Consider the following 17,355-nt stretch of genomic DNA (forward strand, 5'->3'; position numbering starts at 1 on the left):
GTTGCGCCGCGACTAAAATCGCCAACACCGGTGGCGTCGAGCGGGGAGTCGCGGTGGCAAGACGAGTGAACAGCAGGATGCTCCTGGTCGGCAGCCTGCCCGCCGACTCGCCCGAGCACGCGCTGCGCGCCGGCGCGGAGCTGTTTGGCGACATGGTCTTTGCGCTGCCCGACGGCGAGACCGGCGCGATGGCGGGCTGGGTGAGCTTCGAGCGGGAGCGCCTGATCCGCGCAAGCGACGACGTCGCGGTCGTATCCGAGACCGACTCCCCGACCGGCCTGCCGCGACACGCCTACGAGACACCGGTGTTCACCGTCAAGCCGGGCGTCACCCAGGTCCACTTCCCGTCCTGGCCGCGGATCGACGTGGCGATCGCCTCCTACGCGATCTTCGCCGAGCTCAAGGCGGCGGGCGTGATCCCCGCGCACCTGCGCTTTCAGGTCGGTCTGCCGTTCCCGGCGAGCGCGATGAACGCTTTCAAGCACGACTTCGCCGCCGACTACCCGCGCGCCGCCGCGGGCTACGAGGAGCTTGTCGCGCGCGAGCTGCCACGCCTGTTTGACGCGATCGCGCCCGAGGAGCTCGCGATCCAGTGGGACTGCGCCTACGAGACGCAGGACATCGAGCAGGTGCTCGCCTGGACAGACGAGGGCGCCTGGGAGCGCTTCGCCGGTCCGGTCACCCGCCTCACCCGCCTGATCCCGGAGCAGACGCTGGTCGGCTACCACCTCTGCTACGGCACCTTCCCCGAGTGGCCGATGTATGAGGCGCGCGACTACGAGGTGCTCGTGCGGATGGCCAACTTCGCCGTGCGCGAGTCCGGCCGCACGGTCGACTGGCTGCACCTCGCCGGCCCACGCTACCTGCGCAGCGAGGACCGGCGCTTCTTCCGCCCGCTGACAGACCTCGAGCCCGGCCCCGCACGCGTGTTCCTCGGCATCGTCCTACCGCTCGACGGCTCGCCGGGGCTTCGCCGTCGGCACCAGACCGCCTCCCGCTACCTGGATGACTTCGGCGTGGCTATGTACTGCGGCTTCGGCCGCCAGCCCGGCCAGGACGGCGATCAGACGCTGCGCGAGCACGCGCGCGTGGTCCGCTCGCTGCCATGAGCACGGCCGAGCGTGTCCGGGAGGTGCACGCGGCGCTCGCCCGTGGCGACTACGACGCCGTGGCGCCGCTGCTTGACCCCGCTGTGTGCTGGCATGCCGGCAACCCGCAGGAGGGCTGCCGTAACCGTGAGCAGGCGCTCGCGTGGATGCGCCGCGCGGGCGACTCGGGCCGGCCGCTACCGGAGATCGTCGATGTGGTGCCGGCAGGCGAGTGCGTGGTCGTGGTCCTGCAACCGCGTGCGCGCGCCGGGCAACCCGACCCGCCGCGCACAGCCAATCTGACGACGCTGCGCGATGGCCTGGTGGTGGAGATGGTGCACTACGAGGATCCCGAGGCGGCGCTCGCCGAGCTGCGCCTGAGAAGCCCGGCGAGCGCGAGCGCGCCGCCGAGCGCAAGCAGCGGCACCGCCGGCAGCAGGTAGCGGATCCCGAAGCCGCCGGTCGCGGCGGTGCCGAGCAGCAAAAGCAGCGCGCCGCCGCCGAACAAAAAGATCTCACGGCGGGCCGGCACCCGCGCCGCCAGCGCCGCGAGCGTCGCCAGCGCCAGCAGCCCGAGCAACACGCGCGGCACGTGCACCAGCCGCCGGTAGGCGCGCACGACCCCGGCCGGTGAGCGCACCCGGATCCTCAGGCCGGGCAGGTCGGCGCGCTGCACGGCCCGGTCGCGTGCCTCCAGGTGCGCCGAGCGCGGCAGCGAGGTCGCGCTCACGGCGTTGCCGTAAGGGGTCGCGCCCGGCGTGAGGTAGTGCACGAAGTCCTCCAGCGTGACGTTCACGAAGCCGAGTGGGTGCGCCAGGATCATCGTCTTGGCAAACGACTCGAGCACGCGGTTGGTGGCAGCGACCTGTGCGATGCTCTGCGTGTCGGGGTGGAAGATGCGGTTGGCCGGCGAGGGCCCCCAGATGTACCAGTCGGGCGCGTCCGGATGGCTTGCGCGCTGGGCTGGGGTCTCGCACAGCGCCCGCTCGGGTGCCCCGAGCTTCACGCCCTGGCAGCTCGCGAACCCGGCCACCCGCCCGTAGAGCGTCCAGCCGGAGGTGGCGGTCATGCCGAAGACGTGGTAGCGCGCGTCGATCATCGCGCTGTAGGCGACAAGCGGCAGCGCCGCGGCCAGTGTGAAGGCGACGATCGCCCGCCAGCCGACCCTGATCCAGATCAGGTAGACGAAGAAGATCGGGAACACGAACGGCATCGCCTCGCGGTCCAGCGCCGCCCCCGCCAGCACCAGGCCCGCCAGCAGCGCGCGCCGCAGCCCGAAGCGCCGGGGCGCCGAACCCGACCCAACCATCCGCGGCCAGGCGACGATCAGCGCTGCGCTGAAGAGCAGCACGGTGAAGAAGGTGTCGGACATGACGTACTGCTCGAGCGTCACCGTGTAGCCGTCGAGCAGCACCGGGGCCGCAGCCGCGGCGGCTGCCCAGCGGGGCAGCCGCGCGCGCAGCAATGTCAGGTAGATCGCGATGCCCACGCCGATGATCGCGAGGTGCTGGACGGCGATCAGCTGCACGAGGCTGCGGTCCGGCAGCGTAAAGAGGCGGATCAGCAGCGAATAGCCGACCGGGTGCAGGCTGGGCAGCCCGACAAAGGCGCCGCTGAGCCCGGCGTCGATGTAGCCCCATGAGTCAGGGAAGAAGAGCGCCGGCGTGTAGGCGAGCATCGCCAGCAGGCGGATCGTCGCGCCGGCGGCCACCAGCAGGGCGATCAGCCAGTGCTCGCGCAGGACCTGTGACCAGCGGCCGGTGCGCGGCAGCGTGCGCGGGCTGCGGACGGGGCGTTCTGCGAGGGCCATCGGTGAGGACACTGTAATGGCGCAGGCTCACTGCTCAAGCAGCGCTGCCACCTCGAGCCAGTCCCCCTCCAGCCGCTCGCGGTTCGCTGACAGCTCGCCGAGCGCGGCGCTCAGCTCGAGCAGACGCGCATGGTCGGTCGCGCTCGCCGCCAGCGCCGCCTGCAGCTCGCGCTCACGGGCGCTGATCGCTTCGAGCTCGCGCTCCAGCCTGGCGAGGTCCTTACGCGCCTGGCGGACCTGGTTGCCGGGCTTTGTCTGCGCCGCCCGCGACGCGGGAGCCGCGGCGCCGGTGGCGGCCTGGGCGGCTGTGCCCGCCTCCTCCAGGTACTGGTCGACCCCGCCCGGCAGGTGTCGCAGGCCCCCGCCCGGCGTGATCGCGTACACGTTGTCTGAGACGCGCTCGATGAAGTAGCGGTCGTGGCTGACCACCACGAGCGTCCCGGGCCAGCGGTCGAGCAGGTCCTCGAGCGCGCGCAGCGTCTCGATGTCCAGGTCGTTGGTCGGCTCGTCGAGCAACAGCACGTTGGGCTCTGACATCAGCAGGCGCATCAGCTCCAGGCGCCGTCGCTCGCCGCCCGAGAGCTCCCCGACACGCGTGCGGGCGCGCGCGCCACGGAAGCCGAAGCGCTCGATCAGGCGGGCGGCGGTCAGCTCCTCGCCGCCCGCCAGCTGTGCGCTCCCCCGGACCTCGTTGGCGGCCTCGATCCGGAAGCGCGGCTTTGACGTGCGGGCTGGTGGGCCGCGCCGCAGCCAGGCGAGCTCCTTGCGCAACAGCTGCCGGCGGCGCTCCTCGCGCGCGGCGCTGACGCGCTCGCGTTCAGCGCAGGCCAGCACGTAGGCGGCGTAGCCGCCGTCGTAGCGGTGGACCGCGGCGCCCGCCAGCTCCCAGGTCTGGGTGCGGACCGCGTCCAAAAACCAGCGGTCGTGGGTGACGATCACCATCGCCCCGCTGCGCGCTGAGAGATGGTCTGCGAGCCAGCTGATCGCATCGATGTCGAGGTGGTTGGTGGGCTCGTCGAGCAGCAGCAGCTCCGGGCTCTCAAGCAGCGTGAGCGCCAGCGCGACGCGGCGCCGCTCGCCGCCCGAGAGGCTGCTGACCGGCGTGCCGGGCCCGGCGCTGAAGGCGCCCAGCGCAACACCACCGAGCAGCCCGTCGCAGACGGCGCGCAGCGCGCGATCGCCGGCCCACTCGTGCTCGGCCCGGTCGCCGCGCACGAGTGCACCAACCGTCGCACCCGCGGGCAGCGAATTGCCCTGCTCAAGCAGGCCGATGCGCAGGTCGCCGCGGCGCGTCACCTGGCCGCTGTCGGGCTGCTCCCGCCCCGCGATCAGCGCCACCAGCGTGGACTTTCCCTGGCCGTTTGCGCCGACCACGCCGATCCGCTCGCCCGCCGCGACCCCGAGCGTCACCGCGTCGAGGACCGTGCGTGCCCCGTAGCTCTTGCTCACGGCGCTCAGGTTGACGAGATTGGAAGCGGCCACTGCGGCCATGATGCTCGCAGGCTTTGCGCCGTCGGTGACTGCCTCCAATAGGATTGCCCGGCCGATGCTCTGCCGCGTATCGATCGCCGGGCTGTAGATGCAGCGTCTGCGCTGGCGCCGTCGCCGCCGGCTGCTGCTGGCGCTGGTCGCCGCGGTTGCGGCCGCGGTCGGCGTGCTGTCCTACGCGACCGGTGCGCTGCACCGCACCGAGCTGCAGACGCTCGACGCCCGCTATCAGGTGCGCGGCACGGATCGGTCGCTGCTTGACCGCTTCGTCGTGGTCGGGATCGACGCGCCCACGCTCAGCTTCTTCGCCACCTCCAAGACCCACCCGGCCAACTGGCCGTTTCCGCGCCGCTACGACGCGCGCGTGGTTGACAACCTGGTCACGGCGGGTGCGGCGCACATCGCGATCGACCTGCAGTTCTCACAGCCGACCGACCCGCGCGACGACTATGCGCTGGCTGAGTCGCTGGCCCACGCCAAGCACGTGGTGCTCGCCACGACGGCGGTGGGGCCGCACGGCTCCACCGACATCCTCGGCGGCAACGCCAACCTGCGGCGCTTTGGCGATGCCGTGGCCGCCGATGCCAGCATTCTGACCGACGCGACCGGGATCATCTCGAGGACCCAATACTCCTACCAGGGACTTGAGACCTTCCCCGCTGCGATCGCCGCGCAGGCCGCGGGTCACGCGATCGCGCCAGGTCTCTTCGGCGGCGCCCGAAGGCAGGTCCCGATCGACTATGCCGGGCCGCCCGGCACCGCGCCCTACGTCAGCTACTGGCGCGTCTTCACCGGCCACTTCCCGGCGTCGCTGGTGCGCGGGCGGACGGTGATCATCGGCGCCACGGCGCCGATTCTCCAGGACCGCCACGCGACCCCGATGGGCGCCGGCCTCATGGCCGGCACCGAGATCGTCGCCAACGCTGCCGCCACCGTGCTGCACGGGATCCCGCTGCGCGACGCGCCCGGCTGGCTGAACGTGCTCCTGATCCTGGCGCTCGGCTCGGTCGTGCCGGCGCTCGGGCTGCGCGGCTGGGGGCTGCGGGCGCTCGGCGCCGGCCTGGTCGTGGGCGCGCTGTACGCGCTCGCCGCGCAGCTTGTCTTCAACGCCGGGCGCATCATCACGGTCGTCGACCCCGAGCTCGCGCTGCTGATCTCAAGCTTCGGGACGCTGGCTGTTACCTACCTCAGCGAGGCGTTCGAGCGCCAGCACGCGCGCACGACGTTCGCGCGCTTCGTGCCGCCCGGGGTCGTTGACGAGGTGCTCTCGAGCACCGACGACGACCTCAGGCTGGCGGGTGTGCAGCGCGTCTGCACCGTCATGTTCAGCGACCTGCGCGGTTTCACGAAGTTCTCCGAGACGCAGTCGGTTGATCGGGTGATCGCGGTCGTCAACCACTACCTCAACGAGATGACGGAGGCGATTCTCGGCGCAGGCGGTACGCTGATCGCCTACATGGGGGATGGGATCATGGCGGTTTTTGGGGCGCCGCTCGAGCAGGATGACCACGCCGACCGGGCGCTGCGGGCGGCGCGCGAGATGATCGGACCGCGGCTTGCTGGCTTCAACGCCTGGCTGGCCGAGCAGGGCTACGAGTCCGGATTCCGGATGGGTGTCGGTCTCAACACCGGCCCGGTGATGTGCGGCAACGTCGGCGCCGAGCAGCGCGTGGAGTACACGGCGATCGGTGATACGACCAACACCGCCTCGCGCCTTGAGGGCATGACCAAGAACAGCGAGTACATGCTGTTCGTCGCCGAGGCGACGCGCGAGGCCCTGCACGACCCGCCCTCCGACCTGGTGTTCGTTGACGAGTTCGAGGTCCGCGGCCGCCAGGCCAAGATGCGCGTGCACTCGCTGTCACCGGCTGCGCCATGAGCTGGCCCGCGGTCTTCATCGTCTTCTACGTCAGCCACCAGCTCGGCGACTACCTGCTGCAGACCGACTGGCAGGCAACCCACAAGCGCTACGGGCTCGGACGTGATCGGGTCGCCCGCCGGGCTTTGTTTGGGCACACCTTCACCTACGGCATCGCTTTCGTGCCGGCTTTCGTGTGGCTCTCCACGCGCGTCGGCTGGAGCGCACTGGTGATCGCCGCGGCGGTTGTCGTCCCGCACCTGTTACAGGACGACGGGCGCGTGCTGCGCGCCTACATGCGGCGCGTCAAGCGGATGGATCCGGTTGCAAACCACGTCGTCGCCGCGCTCGTCGACCAGGCGCTGCACATGATCGCGCTGTTCGGCGCGGCGCTGCTGGTCAGCGCGTTGCGCTGAGACGCCGTCAGCTGACGCGCAGCTTGACCACGTAGAGCAGCCCGCTGTCACGCACGCCGACGTTCCAGTCCTGGAAGTTGCCGAGGTTCGGGGTGATGTGGAAGATGATGTGCCAGCGCGGGGTGCCACCGACCGCGCCGTCGGGATAGAGCGCGTCGTTACCGCCGAGCGGCAGCTGCGGTGCGACCGCCGCGTCCACGTAATAGGGCTGCTGGCTGGCGATCACCGTGAGCTCGTAGTAGCCGCTGAGCTGGACGTTGTAGCGCCCGCCGGTCGCTGACACGGGCGAGACCGAGATCTCCGGCGCCTCGTTGGGGGCAAACAGCGAGTGGCCCTGCTTGACCACGACGGTGTGCACGTGTGGGTAGTAGACCGTCACCCGCAGGGTGTCGCGCACGACCTTGAAGTAGGTGCCCGCGCAGGTGTTCTCGGTGAACCACTTGGTGCCGAGCACGGCGGCGGCGCCGCCGGAGCCCTGGGTGGTGAAGGTGCCGTGGGCGTTGGCCCACAGGCTGTCGAGCTTCTTGCCCTTGCTCTTGGGCTTGCCTTTGCCCTTCGGTTTGCCCTTGCCCTTGCCCTTGCCCTTGGCCTTGGCAGCAGAGGCGACCAGCCTGGGCTTTGAGGCGATCGACACGGCTCCGCCGCCGGACTGGCTCAGCGCGCATACGTTAGCGTTGCTGCCGCCGGGCAGGATGGCTGTGGTCGCGCCGGTGCGGCGGTTCTGGTGCAGCTGAAAGCGGCCGGCGTAGAAGACGCCGGTCTCCGAGCGCCCGTTTGGCAGGCCGAGCGTCAGCTGGACCTGGCCGTGAGTGGTGTCGATCGTCGAGCCATTGGGGATCTGACCGCCGCGCGAGAGCTTGTGGAAGCGATGTCCGCCGGGGCCCTCGTAGAGGCTCGTGCCGGTGACCGGCGTGGCGTCGAGCGTCTTGCCGAGCCTGGGGGGCTTGAGGCGCCCGATCGCGATGAAGGCGCCGTCGCTCGGGTGCGTGACGTGGACCCTGTTGCCGGTGCTGCCAAACCAGGCCGAGGCGCCGATGCGGCGGCGGTTGTAGGTGAGGCGGGAGCCGCTCACGCGGAAGTCGCCGAAGACCACCGGTGCGAATGGAGCCGGACCAAGATCGGTGTTGGGGGCGCCGGTCAGCGAGTACTCCTGCACCAGCGGGACCGTGCCACGCAGTAGCGGCCGCCCGGTGGCACCGGCGAACAGCGGCAGCACGCCGGCTGCCCAGGATGTGCCGAGGCCGAGGCTCGGCCCGCTGGCATTTGCGCTGCGATGCGTGTTCAGGTTGCGGATGCTGAGCAGCGTGCGGGCGCCGCGCACCGTGATCGTGACCACCAGCGGATCGCCGGGGGAGGCACCGAACCCGGCTGGCCTGAACCTCAGCGTCCGCGCGCCGGGATTGCTGATCTCAAAGCCCACCCGGTAAGCGGGTCTGCCGGCGTGGCAGAAGCTGTCGTAGCCGACGAAGTCAAAGGGACGCAGCGGCCCGCTGCCCGCGGTCGCGCTGTCAAACAGCTCCGCGCCGTTGCGCTGGCCCACATAGTTTGCGTGGCGCACGCGGCCGCAGTCCACGGCTGCGACGTAGAGCTTGAAGGAGACGGATTTGGTCTGGGCCAGGCCCGACCAGTAGGCGCCGGTTGTGCCCAGACCGGTGCTGCCGCCGGCGCTTGAGCTGAGGATCAGGAAGGCGGCCAGGGCGAGCACCAGCGAAACGGTCAAGGCTACCGCGACCCTACCAACCTGACGCCCCCCGGTCATGGTGGCAGCAGTCTAGCGGCGGGTGGGGTGCTTCGCTACTGTCATATGACATGGAGGGGATCGCGATGACCGCTGAGGAGTTCGAGCGCCTGAGGGAAGAGCTGCACGAGCTCGAAAGCGGCGGACGCGCGCAGATCGCCGCGCGCATCAAGACGGCGCGTGAGTGGGGCGATCTCAGCGAGAACGGCGAGTATCACGCCGCCAAGGAGGCGCAGGCGCACCTGGAGACCCGCATCCTGCGGATCCGCGAGCAGGTCCGCTCGGCGGTCGTGGTGGAGCGCGTTGAGGGTGGCGAAGAGGTCAGGCACGGCGCGAGCGTGCTCGTGACCGACCTCGGTAAGAGCGACACGCAGACATTCAAGATCGTCTCGCCCAACGAGGCCAGGCCGCGCGAGGGGCTGATCTCATCGAGTTCACCGGTTGCGCAGGCGCTGATCGGCGCTCGTGTGGGCGATGTCGTGGAAATCACCACTCCGGCCGGCGTGCGCAGGCTTCGGGTGGAGTCGATCAACTGAGTTCGAGGACAGGCGCGCGGCATGGAGATCCCCGGGGCGGCCGCAATCGTCTTTGGCGGTGCCTCGGGGCTCGGCGAGGCGACCGCGCGGGCGCTGGCGGCGCGCGGCGCGGCCGTGACGGTCGCCGACCTCAACGCGCAACGGGCCGAGCAGGTCGGGTCGGAGATCGGTGGGCTGGCGCGCGGCGCTGATGTGCGCGACCCGGAGGCGGTGGCGGACGCCGTGCAGGCGGCCGCGGGCGCCGCGCCGCGTGGCCTGCGGATCTGCGTCTGCTGTGCCGGCGTCGCCTGGCCCGGCAAGCTGATCGGCCGGGAAGGGCCGACGCCGCTTGAGCACTTCGCCGATGTGATCAACATCAACCTGCTCGGGACGATCAACGTGCTGCGGCTGGCGGCCGAGGCGATGAGCGCCAACGAGCCAGACCCCGGTGGCGAGCGCGGCGTGCTGATCAACACCGCCTCGGTCGCCGCCTACGACGGTCAGATCGGCCAGGTCGCCTACGCCGCCTCCAAGGGCGGCGTGGCCGCGCTGACGCTGCCCGTCGCACGCGAGCTGGCCGCCAAGGGCATACGCGCCATGACCATCGCGCCGGGCATCTTCGACACGCCGATGCTGGCCGCGATGCCGGAGGAGCTGCGCCGCTCGCTCGGCGCTCAGGTGCCGTTCCCCAAGCGTCTGGCTCACCCCGATGAGTACGCCGCGTTGGCCTGCCACATCGTCGCCAACGCGATGCTCAACGGCGAGGTGATCCGCCTGGACGGCGCGATCCGCATGGCGCCGCGTTAGCGCCTGGGTGGCGCGGTGCAGGAGATCAAGATCACCGGCGAGATGATCCGTCTCGGCCAGCTTCTGAAGCTCGGCGGCGTGGTCGAGAGCGGCGGCGCCGGCAAGGAGCTGCTGGCGGCCGGTGAGGTGCGCGTGAACGGCGCTGTGGAGGCCCGTCGCGGCCGGCAGCTGCGCGCCGGTGACGTTGTCGAGGTGGGGGAGTGGGAGTTTCGCGTCAGCGCCGGACGCTGAGCAGCTCACCGAGTCGCGAGTGGCGTCGGTCGGTGTCGGGGGTGCGTGCCGCACGGGCGACCAGTGCGCGGCTGCCGACGATCACCGTCGCGAGCTTGGCGCGCGTGACCGCGGTGTAGAGCATCTCACGGCGCAGGAAGAAGGCGCCCGCCTGCTCGTGGGCGACGATCAGCGCGACCGGCAGCTCGATGCCCTGTCCGCGGTGCACCGAGCAGGCGTAGCCCAGCCGCAGGCTCTCGGCCTCCTCGGGCGCCATCCTGAAGAGCTGCTCGTCGCTGCGCAGTAGCAGCGCCGCCTGCTCGCCGTCTGAGCCTGCGAGCTCGTCCTCGAGGTACAGCACCGTGCCGTTCATCAGACCCTTCTCGTGCAGGTTGCGGCCGGTCATCATCAGCTTGTCCCCGATCCGCAGCCGACCGGCGCCGACCGGCGGGCCGTGCGGGTTCAGCGCGTCACGCAGGGCGCTGTTGAGCGCGTCGATCCCGAGCTCGCCGCGGTACACGGGAGCGAAGACCTGGATCTCTGAGACCGGGTCGATCCCATAGTGGGCGGGCAGGCGCTCGGTGACCAGCGCGACGATCAGCGCGAGCGCCTCGCGGGCATCGGTGCGCTCCATCAAGAACAGGTCCTGGCGCATACCCTCGGCGGGCCGGAACTCGGGCGTCTCGCCGCGGCGGATCGCGTGCGCGCCCTGGATGATCATGCTGCCGGCCGCCTGGCGGAAGATATGGTTCAGGCGGGTGGTCGGCACGACCCCGGCGCCGATCAGGTCCGCAAACGGCTTGCCCGCGCCGACCGGCGCGAGCTGGTCGCAGTCGCCCACCAGCACCACGTGTGTCTGCGCCGCCACGGCGCGCAGCAGCGTGACCATCAGCTCGAGGTCGGCCATCGAGGACTCGTCGACGATCAAAAGGTCGCAGGCCAGGGGGTCGTCCTCGTCGTGTTCGGGTGCCTCGCCTGGGATCCAGCCGAGCGCCGAGTGGATCGTCCGGGCCTCCAAGCCGCTTGCTTCGGTCATGCGTCGCGCGGCCCGGCCGGTGGGGGCGACCAGCAGCACGCCCGCCCGCCGCGACTGCGCCAGCCCGGCGATCGCGCGGATCGTCGCGGTCTTGCCGGTGCCGGGGCCGCCGGTCACCACCGACAGGCGAAAGCGCAGGGCGGCGCGTACCGCCGCCTCCTGCTCGGCGGTCAGCTCAAGCCCGCCCTGGCCGCCGCTCGGCGTCACGTTCGCCGCCCGGCGGCTCATCGGCGTGTCGGCCTCCTCCAGCATCGCGAGCACCCGTTCGGCGAGCTCCTGCTCGAGCTCCCACGTGGGCGTCCGGTAGATGAAGTCGCCGTCACGCACCAGCACGCCATCGTCGATGAGCGTGGTGATCTGATCCTCGTCGGGCAGCTCGCCGAGCAGGTCGCGGGCGGCGCTCAGCAATTGGCCGACGGGCAGGCAGGTGCTCCCCGACCGTCCCTCCGCCTCCGCGAGCGCATAGACCAGCGCGGCGCCCACACGACCCGGGATCGACTCAACCGAGGTGGCGCCCGCACGGGCGATCCGGTCGGCGACCCGGAAGCCGACGCCGAACACGCGCGTCAGCTCGTAGGGGTTCTCGGTGATCACGCGGTGGGCGGTGCTCGGGTACTGCTCGCTGATCCGCCGCGCCAGGTAGGCCAGGCCGTGGGGGGCCAGCAGCATGTGCAACCGGCGCAGCGTGCGCAGCTCGTTCCAGGAGACCGCTGCTTCCTGGGCCCGGAACGGGTTCAGCCCGGCCTGGCGGAAGGCGGCGGCGGGTTCGGCGTCGATCGCCTCGAGCACGTGCCCGGTCCCGTAGCGCTCGATCAGGCGCTGCGCGCGTGCCTCCCCGATGTTGCGGATCCGTCTCAGGTATGAGATCAGCGCGTCGCGATCGTCCGGCGGTAGCGGATCTGCCTGTGCGACCTTGACCTGCTCGCCATAGCGCGGGTCGGTCACCCAGACCCCCGTGACGTGCGCGCGTTCGCCGCTTTCGAGGTGGCCGAGCGGTCCCACGAGCACGACCGGAGCGCCATCGCAGTCGGCGTCCAGCACCGCGAAGCCGTTCTCCAGATTGGCAAAGCGCTGCCTGCGGACGGTCACCTCGCCCTCGAAGGGATCAGACATGAGGATGAACTTAGTGCCCGAACCGACCCAAGCGGTCGTTTTGTGACGAAAATGGCACGATGATCCGCCACGTCTTTGCGATGCACGTGCCTGCCTTCGGGCGCAGCCTGAAGCTGCCGCTGACGCTTGCCGACCTGCGCCGGCCCGGGTTCGCCGCCGCCAGTCCGGTGCACATCCTGCCCGCGGGCGTCGCGACGACGCCGTCGGCCAGCGGGCCGGCGGCGGAGGGTCACGTGGCGCTCACCTTCGACGACGGACCACACCCCGAGGGCACCCCGCAGGTGCTCGACGTGCTTGCCCAGTTCCAGGCGAAGGCGACCTTCTTCGTGATCGGCGAGCAGGTCGCCAGGCGGCCAGAGCTGGCCCGGCGGATCCTCGCCGAGGGCCACACCGTCGCGCTGCACGGCTACCTGCACCGTCCGCACCCGACGCGTCGGGCGCCGGTCTTGGCCGAGGACTTCGCGCGCGGGATCGCTGCGATCGCCGACGCCACCGGCGTCGAGCCGCGTCTGCACCGCCCGCCCTACGGGATCTACAGCGCGGCGAGCCTGTGGATCGCGCGCGAGCGCGGGCTGCAGCCGCTTTTGTGGTCGCGCTGGGGCAAGGATTGGCGCAAGGTCAACACGCCCGAGCAGATCGCCGGGCGGGTGCTCGATAAGCTGCGCGCCGACGATGTGATCCTGCTGCACGACGCCGACTTCTATAGTGCCCGGCGCTCACACCGCCGGACCGTTGCGGCGCTACCGCTGATCCTCGAGGCGATGCGGTCCGCGCGACTCGCTACCGTAGGGTTGGCGTAAGCGGACGGTCCCGGGCTTGGCGCGCTTCGCGATTGGCTTCCGACATCGCGACACAGATTGGGTTGCAAAGCACCATTTCTGCCCGCCGCTGTACTACCGTCCGCTTGACAGCGAGCAAGCGAGCGACAGAGTAATCACACCATGAGAGTCCTGGTCACAGGGGGCGCTGGCTTCATCGGCTCACATGTCGTCGACAAGCTGCGCGTGCATGGGCACGAGCCGGTCATCTACGACCTGCGAGCGTCGCCCTGGCCCGAGCACGCGGAGGTCGAGACGGTGCTCGGCCAGGTGACCGACATACGGGCGCTGACAGCGGCGCTCGCCGACTGTGACGCGGTCGTTCACCTGGCCGGCGTCGCCGACGGTGAGGACATCCACGCCGCGCCCGACGACGCCGAGCAGCTCAACGCCGGCTCCACCGCGGCGGTGCTCGAGGCCGCGCGGCGGGCCGGGGTCGGACGGGTGGTTTACGGCTCGACGATCGCGGTCTACTCGGACGCCGAGGAGACGACCGTCGCGGAGACGGCGCTGCTGCCGCCGCCATCGCAGCGACGCGCTGCGACCAGGCTCGTGGGCGAGCTCTACTGCAGGTCCTACCAGGAGCTCCACGGCCTGAGCTATACGATCCTGCGCCTCGGCATCCCCTACGGACCCCGCGCGCGCGAGGCGGGAGTGATCCCGGCGCTCGTCAACAGCGCCCTGGCGGGCGAGCCGCTCACGGTGTCCGGTGACGGCTCGCAGTCGCTGCGCCTGGTCTACGTCGAGGACCTCGCCGAGCGGGTTGTGGCCGGCCTGGGCGACATCGCCGAGAACCGCGTCTACAACCTTGCAAGCGACGAGGGCGTGACGATCAGGCGGATCGCCGAGCTCGTGCAGGAGACGGTGGGCGGCACCCAGATCGCCTTTGGGTCGGCGCGCGCCGGCGATCTGCGCTCACAGATCGTGCGCTCATACAGGGCGCGCGAGGAGCTTGGTTGGAGCGCGGCCACGCCGATCGCCGAGGGCATCCGCCGCTACGTGGCCTGGCGCCGCGAGCAGGATGCGGCCGGCGCCAGGCGTGACGACGGGGGGCAGGGCGACATCCTGGTGCCGGGTGGGGCCGAGGCTGGCGAGGTGGTCGCGACCGAGGAGGTCGAGGCCTGCCCGCGCAAGGTGCTGATCATCTCGGCCGACATCGGTGCCGGCCACGACCTGCCCGCGCGCGCGATCGCACGCGAGTTCAAGCAGGAGGACCCACAGGCGTTCATCGCCGTCGTCAACGGCCTGCCCGCGATGGGATCGGTCGCGACCGCCGTGTTGCGCGAGAACTCGGCGTTCATGTTCCGCTGGGTGCCCTGGCTGTTTGACCTGCAGTACCGGCTGTTCATGGACTTCCCGCCGACCCGCTGGCTGGCTTCGCGGATGCTCACGCGCTTCAGCAAACGCGGGCTCTCACGCCTGATCAGGGCGCACGAACCCGACATCGTCGTCTCGACCTACCCGGGTACGACCCAGGTGCTCGGCGAAATGCGTCGCACCGGCGAGCTCGACGTGCCCTGCTACGCCTCCATCACCGACATCGCCGGGTTGCGCTACTGGGCTCACCCCGGAATCGACCTGCACTTCATCTCCCACCCCGAGTCCCAGGCGGAGGTGGAGCGGATCGCCGGTCCCGGCAGTGTCCGTTGGGCCAAGCCGCCAACGGCGCAGGCGGTGCTCGAGCCGCGTCAGCGCGCGCAGGCGCGTGCGGCGCTTGACCTCCCGCAGGCGGGGCGGGTGATCGCCGTCTCAGGCGGTGGCTGGGGGGTCGGTGATGTAACAGGTGCGGTGCAGGTGGCGCTCGCAACCGTGCCGGAGGCCCAGGTACTCTGCCTCTGCGGGCGCAACCTGGAGCTGCGCGAGCGCGTGTCCGCGCGCTTCGCGGGCGAGGAGCGGGTGCGCGTGATGGGCTTTACCAACCGCATGGGTGACGTGCTGGCCGCGGCCGATGTGCTGGTCCACTCGAGCGTCGGCCTGACCCTGCTCGAGGCGCTGATCGCCGGCTGCCCGGTGATCTCCTACGGTTTCGGTTACGGGCACGTGCGGGTCTCAAACCAGGCGCTCGAGGACCACGGGCTGGCGCAGGTGGCCAGGTCCGCCGCCGAGCTCGGGCCGGCGATCGAGCGGGCGCTGGACGCCGGGGCGCTGCCGGACACGTCGTTTGTGCAGCGCCCGTCAACGGCCGCGCTGATCCTCGGCTCGACACGGCGGATCAAGCCGCTGCCGGCCTGGCGGGTGCGCGCCGTGCGCACGCTGACGACCACAGCCGCCACCGCCACGGTCGTGTTCACCGCGTTTCTGTCGAGCGTTGCCTACGGGCTCGTCTCCTCGCTCGGCGGCGTGGCGCCGGTCACAAACGTGCCGACGCTCAAGCCCCAGGTGGGCGTGATCGTCGAGACCAGCGCCAGCAACGCGCCCGCGCTCGCACACGACCTGTGGCGCGAGGGCATCCACGTCACCTTCGCCCTGCGCAGCGGGTCGCGGGCCGCGACCGACCGGCTGGCCGATTACGGCGACGAGCTGCTGCCGCAGCTGAGCGGCAGCGGCCTGCTCGGCTGGGTGAGGACCAGGGGCGAGCTGCATCGTTTGGAGCGCGAGCTGGGCGTGCGCGGTCTGGCGCGCCGGCTCGGCTGGGGACGGCGCTTCCTCTACACCTCCAGCGGGCCCAGCGTGATTCAGGTGCTGCTCGGCAACAGCGCCGGCGGCACCTTCGTCGAGGGCAAGGTCAAGCTAACCAGGCCGGGTGAGCTGCCACGCTCGTTCCATCGCGGCGAGATCGTGCAGATCCGCATCAGCAACCCGCAGGCGGCCTGGCGCGAGCTGACGGTGCTCGAGCGCGACCTGCGCCGCCGTCACCTGGATGCCGTACGACTCGACACGCTGCTGGCGAGCTCGCCCACGAGCGCGGTCTGAGCGCGAGCGGCCGCTGTCACTGGGTCAGCGAGTCCGTGCCCGTGGTGTAACCGCCGGAGCCGCTGTATACCGGCCCGTCGCCCACGAGCGTTCCGCCCATCGAGAGGCCGATGTTGTAGCCCTCGACGAAGGTGGTGAGTGGCTTTTTGCCGGCCAGCGAGAGGTTCGCGCCACCGTTGGGCACGAACATGTCGCCGTTCAGCACCTGGCTGCCTGCGACCGTCACATCGAGCGCTGTTGAGGAGTTGCCCGTCACGTAGAAGATCGGGTAGTTGGCAGTCGTCGGCTTCGGGACCGAGGCGGCGCAGTTTGCCGCCGTGTATCCGCCGGTCGCATAGCCGCAGGCGGACAGCACGTCTTTGCCGGCTCCGCTGAACGTGATCGTGCCGCCGACGAACGTGTCAAAGAGCGTGTCCTTGCCGTTCAGGTCTATCGTGATCGAGCCGTTCCACGTGCTCGGCTGCGCTGGGCTGCCGGTCCCGCTCGCGCAGTAGATGTTGTCGGTGATGGTGCTGTCCCCGTTGGTGCTGCCGGTCAGGGTGATGTTGGCCCCCGCGTTTGTGCAGAAGCTCGGGTAGCCGGCGAGCGGACCGGCGCTGTTCGGCAGGCAGGCCGCCTCGCCGGTGCCGCCACAGGCTGGGAAGTCGTTGGCGTAGTTGATCGGATACGGGTAATCGGTGGATGCCTGGGTCGGCGCGCTTGACCAGGGATCCTGGCCCGCGTAGGTGACGGTGTTTGAGCAGCCATTCGGTCCGTATGTGGCGGTTCCCAACGACACGTTTCCGTTTGTCGAGCCCGTGAGGTTCGAGTTGCTGATGATCGTGCCGGTCACGCTCGTGTTGCCATTGTTGGACAGGTTGATCCCGTCGGACTGGCTGGTGCAGATGCTGTTATAGGCGAACAGGAACCCGCAGGCGATGTTTGACCCGGGGTTGGGGCAATTCTGAAGGCCGCTTCTCCAGGATGCCGTTGACGCGGCCGACTGGGTGGCCTGGTCGATCCCGAACAGCCTTGCGAAGAACCCGGGCGAGGTTGACGGCGCGGTGACCTGGACCGTACCGGCGCCCGTGTTCACGTTCACCTCAGAGCTTGTGATCGTCAGGCCGTTGGCGGCGGCGTAGTCGATCGCGACCGTCTGGGCATTGGCGCTGTCCGTCCCGGACGTACAGGCCGGGACGGACGTCTGTGAGCCGTTGATCACCATGCTGGTCGGTATCTTGCTCGGATGGGCAAGGCAGTTGGCGGCGGCCAGCGCCGCCGCGTCCGCCACCACCTGATCGTTGTGGCGCTTGACCATCCAGGTTGCCGTGTCGATGCCGAAGGCGGCCATGCCGAGCAGCACCCCCAACGAGACGATGACGACCACCAGCGACTGGCCGCTGTCCGCTGTCAGTGCTCGCCAGTAGTCTCGGGCGCGCTCAGCCATACCTGACCCCCTATATCGGCCACTCACGCGTCGGCTTTAGCCTGGTGGGTTGCTGCTGAACGTTTGATCTAGACGGCCGGGGGCTGGCGGGGGATGCGCTGGCTCAGCGCCGCGATCCC

14 protein-coding genes are annotated in these 17,355 nt (G+C 70.5%); 9 read left to right on the top strand and 5 right to left on the bottom strand.

The window, feature by feature from the left end:
- The first annotated feature begins 53 nt into the window (after positions 1–53).
- Positions 54–1,109, top strand: coding sequence for a hypothetical protein (locus M3M54_RS00110; RefSeq protein ID WP_249020163.1), 1,056 nt, complete (start codon positions 54–56; stop codon positions 1,107–1,109).
- A complete protein-coding gene (locus M3M54_RS00115; protein ID WP_249020164.1) occupies positions 1,106–1,531 on the top strand; it encodes a nuclear transport factor 2 family protein in 426 nt (141 codons plus the stop codon). Before M3M54_RS00110 ends, M3M54_RS00115 begins: the two co-directional genes overlap by 4 nt.
- On the opposite strand, the gene M3M54_RS00120 is transcribed toward M3M54_RS00115, so the two are convergent.
- Both M3M54_RS00120 and M3M54_RS16780 read right to left on the bottom strand, forming a co-directional pair.
- Complete coding sequence (locus tag M3M54_RS00120; RefSeq protein ID WP_249020165.1) at positions 1,429–2,898, bottom strand: hypothetical protein; 1,470 nt, start codon at positions 2,896–2,898, stop codon at positions 1,429–1,431. The genes M3M54_RS00115 and M3M54_RS00120 overlap by 103 nt on opposite strands.
- Before the next feature lie 27 nt (positions 2,899–2,925).
- Positions 2,926–4,389 carry an ABC-F family ATP-binding cassette domain-containing protein gene (locus tag M3M54_RS16780; protein WP_305883091.1) on the bottom strand — a complete coding sequence of 488 codons (1,464 nt, stop codon included), beginning with the start codon at positions 4,387–4,389 and terminating at the stop codon, positions 2,926–2,928.
- An 88-nt stretch (positions 4,390–4,477) separates the two neighbouring features.
- On the opposite strand from M3M54_RS16780, the gene M3M54_RS00135 reads away from it, so the two are divergent.
- Positions 4,478–6,265: a CHASE2 domain-containing protein gene (locus M3M54_RS00135; RefSeq protein WP_249020166.1), complete on the top strand. Its 1,788-nt coding sequence runs from the start codon at positions 4,478–4,480 to the stop codon at positions 6,263–6,265.
- On the top strand, positions 6,262–6,660 hold the full coding sequence (locus M3M54_RS00140; RefSeq protein ID WP_249020167.1) for a DUF3307 domain-containing protein: 399 nt from the start codon (positions 6,262–6,264) through the stop codon (positions 6,658–6,660). The genes M3M54_RS00135 and M3M54_RS00140 overlap by 4 nt, the downstream gene beginning before the upstream one ends.
- A gap of 7 nt (positions 6,661–6,667) precedes the next feature.
- Here the strand turns inward: M3M54_RS00140 and M3M54_RS00145 are convergent, their stop codons facing one another.
- Positions 6,668–8,380 carry a hypothetical protein gene (locus M3M54_RS00145; RefSeq protein ID WP_249020168.1) on the bottom strand — a complete coding sequence of 571 codons (1,713 nt, stop codon included), beginning with the start codon at positions 8,378–8,380 and terminating at the stop codon, positions 6,668–6,670.
- 104 nt (positions 8,381–8,484) lie between these two features.
- Here M3M54_RS00145 and greA point away from each other — a divergent pair, with 104 nt between their 5' ends.
- Genes greA through M3M54_RS00160 form a run of 3 tightly spaced genes read left to right on the top strand, consistent with a single transcriptional unit; the run spans position 8,485 to position 9,951 of the window.
- Positions 8,485–8,934 carry a transcription elongation factor GreA gene (greA, locus tag M3M54_RS00150; protein ID WP_249020169.1) on the top strand — a complete coding sequence of 150 codons (450 nt, stop codon included), beginning with the start codon at positions 8,485–8,487 and terminating at the stop codon, positions 8,932–8,934.
- A gap of 21 nt (positions 8,935–8,955) precedes the next feature.
- Positions 8,956–9,720, top strand: coding sequence for an SDR family NAD(P)-dependent oxidoreductase (locus M3M54_RS00155; RefSeq protein WP_249020170.1), 765 nt, complete (start codon positions 8,956–8,958; stop codon positions 9,718–9,720).
- Between the two features lie 15 nt (positions 9,721–9,735).
- Positions 9,736–9,951, top strand: a complete 216-nt coding sequence (locus tag M3M54_RS00160; RefSeq protein WP_256465802.1) for an RNA-binding S4 domain-containing protein — start codon at positions 9,736–9,738, stop codon at positions 9,949–9,951.
- Here M3M54_RS00160 and M3M54_RS00165 read toward each other — a convergent pair.
- Positions 9,935–12,079, bottom strand: coding sequence for an AAA family ATPase (locus tag M3M54_RS00165; RefSeq protein ID WP_249020171.1), 2,145 nt, complete (start codon positions 12,077–12,079; stop codon positions 9,935–9,937). The two genes, M3M54_RS00160 and M3M54_RS00165, sit on opposite strands and share 17 nt — an antisense overlap.
- A gap of 59 nt (positions 12,080–12,138) precedes the next feature.
- Between M3M54_RS00165 and M3M54_RS00170 the strand changes: the two genes are divergently transcribed.
- Both M3M54_RS00170 and M3M54_RS00175 read left to right on the top strand, forming a co-directional pair.
- Complete coding sequence (locus M3M54_RS00170) at positions 12,139–12,879, top strand: polysaccharide deacetylase family protein (RefSeq protein ID WP_249020172.1); 741 nt, start codon at positions 12,139–12,141, stop codon at positions 12,877–12,879.
- Between the two features lie 141 nt (positions 12,880–13,020).
- Entirely contained in the window at positions 13,021–15,810 is a 2,790-nt protein-coding gene (locus tag M3M54_RS00175; RefSeq protein WP_249020173.1) for an NAD-dependent epimerase/dehydratase family protein, read from the top strand.
- Positions 15,811–15,826: 16 nt separating this feature from the next.
- On the opposite strand, the gene M3M54_RS00180 is transcribed toward M3M54_RS00175, so the two are convergent.
- Positions 15,827–17,236 (bottom strand): pilus assembly protein TadG-related protein, encoded by a 1,410-nt coding sequence (locus M3M54_RS00180; RefSeq protein ID WP_249020174.1) that lies wholly within the window; start codon positions 17,234–17,236, stop codon positions 15,827–15,829.
- Positions 17,237–17,355 lie beyond the last annotated feature (119 nt).

Source organism: Conexibacter sp. S30A1, from assembly GCF_023330665.1.
Lineage (GTDB): Bacteria > Actinomycetota > Thermoleophilia > Solirubrobacterales > Solirubrobacteraceae > Palsa-465.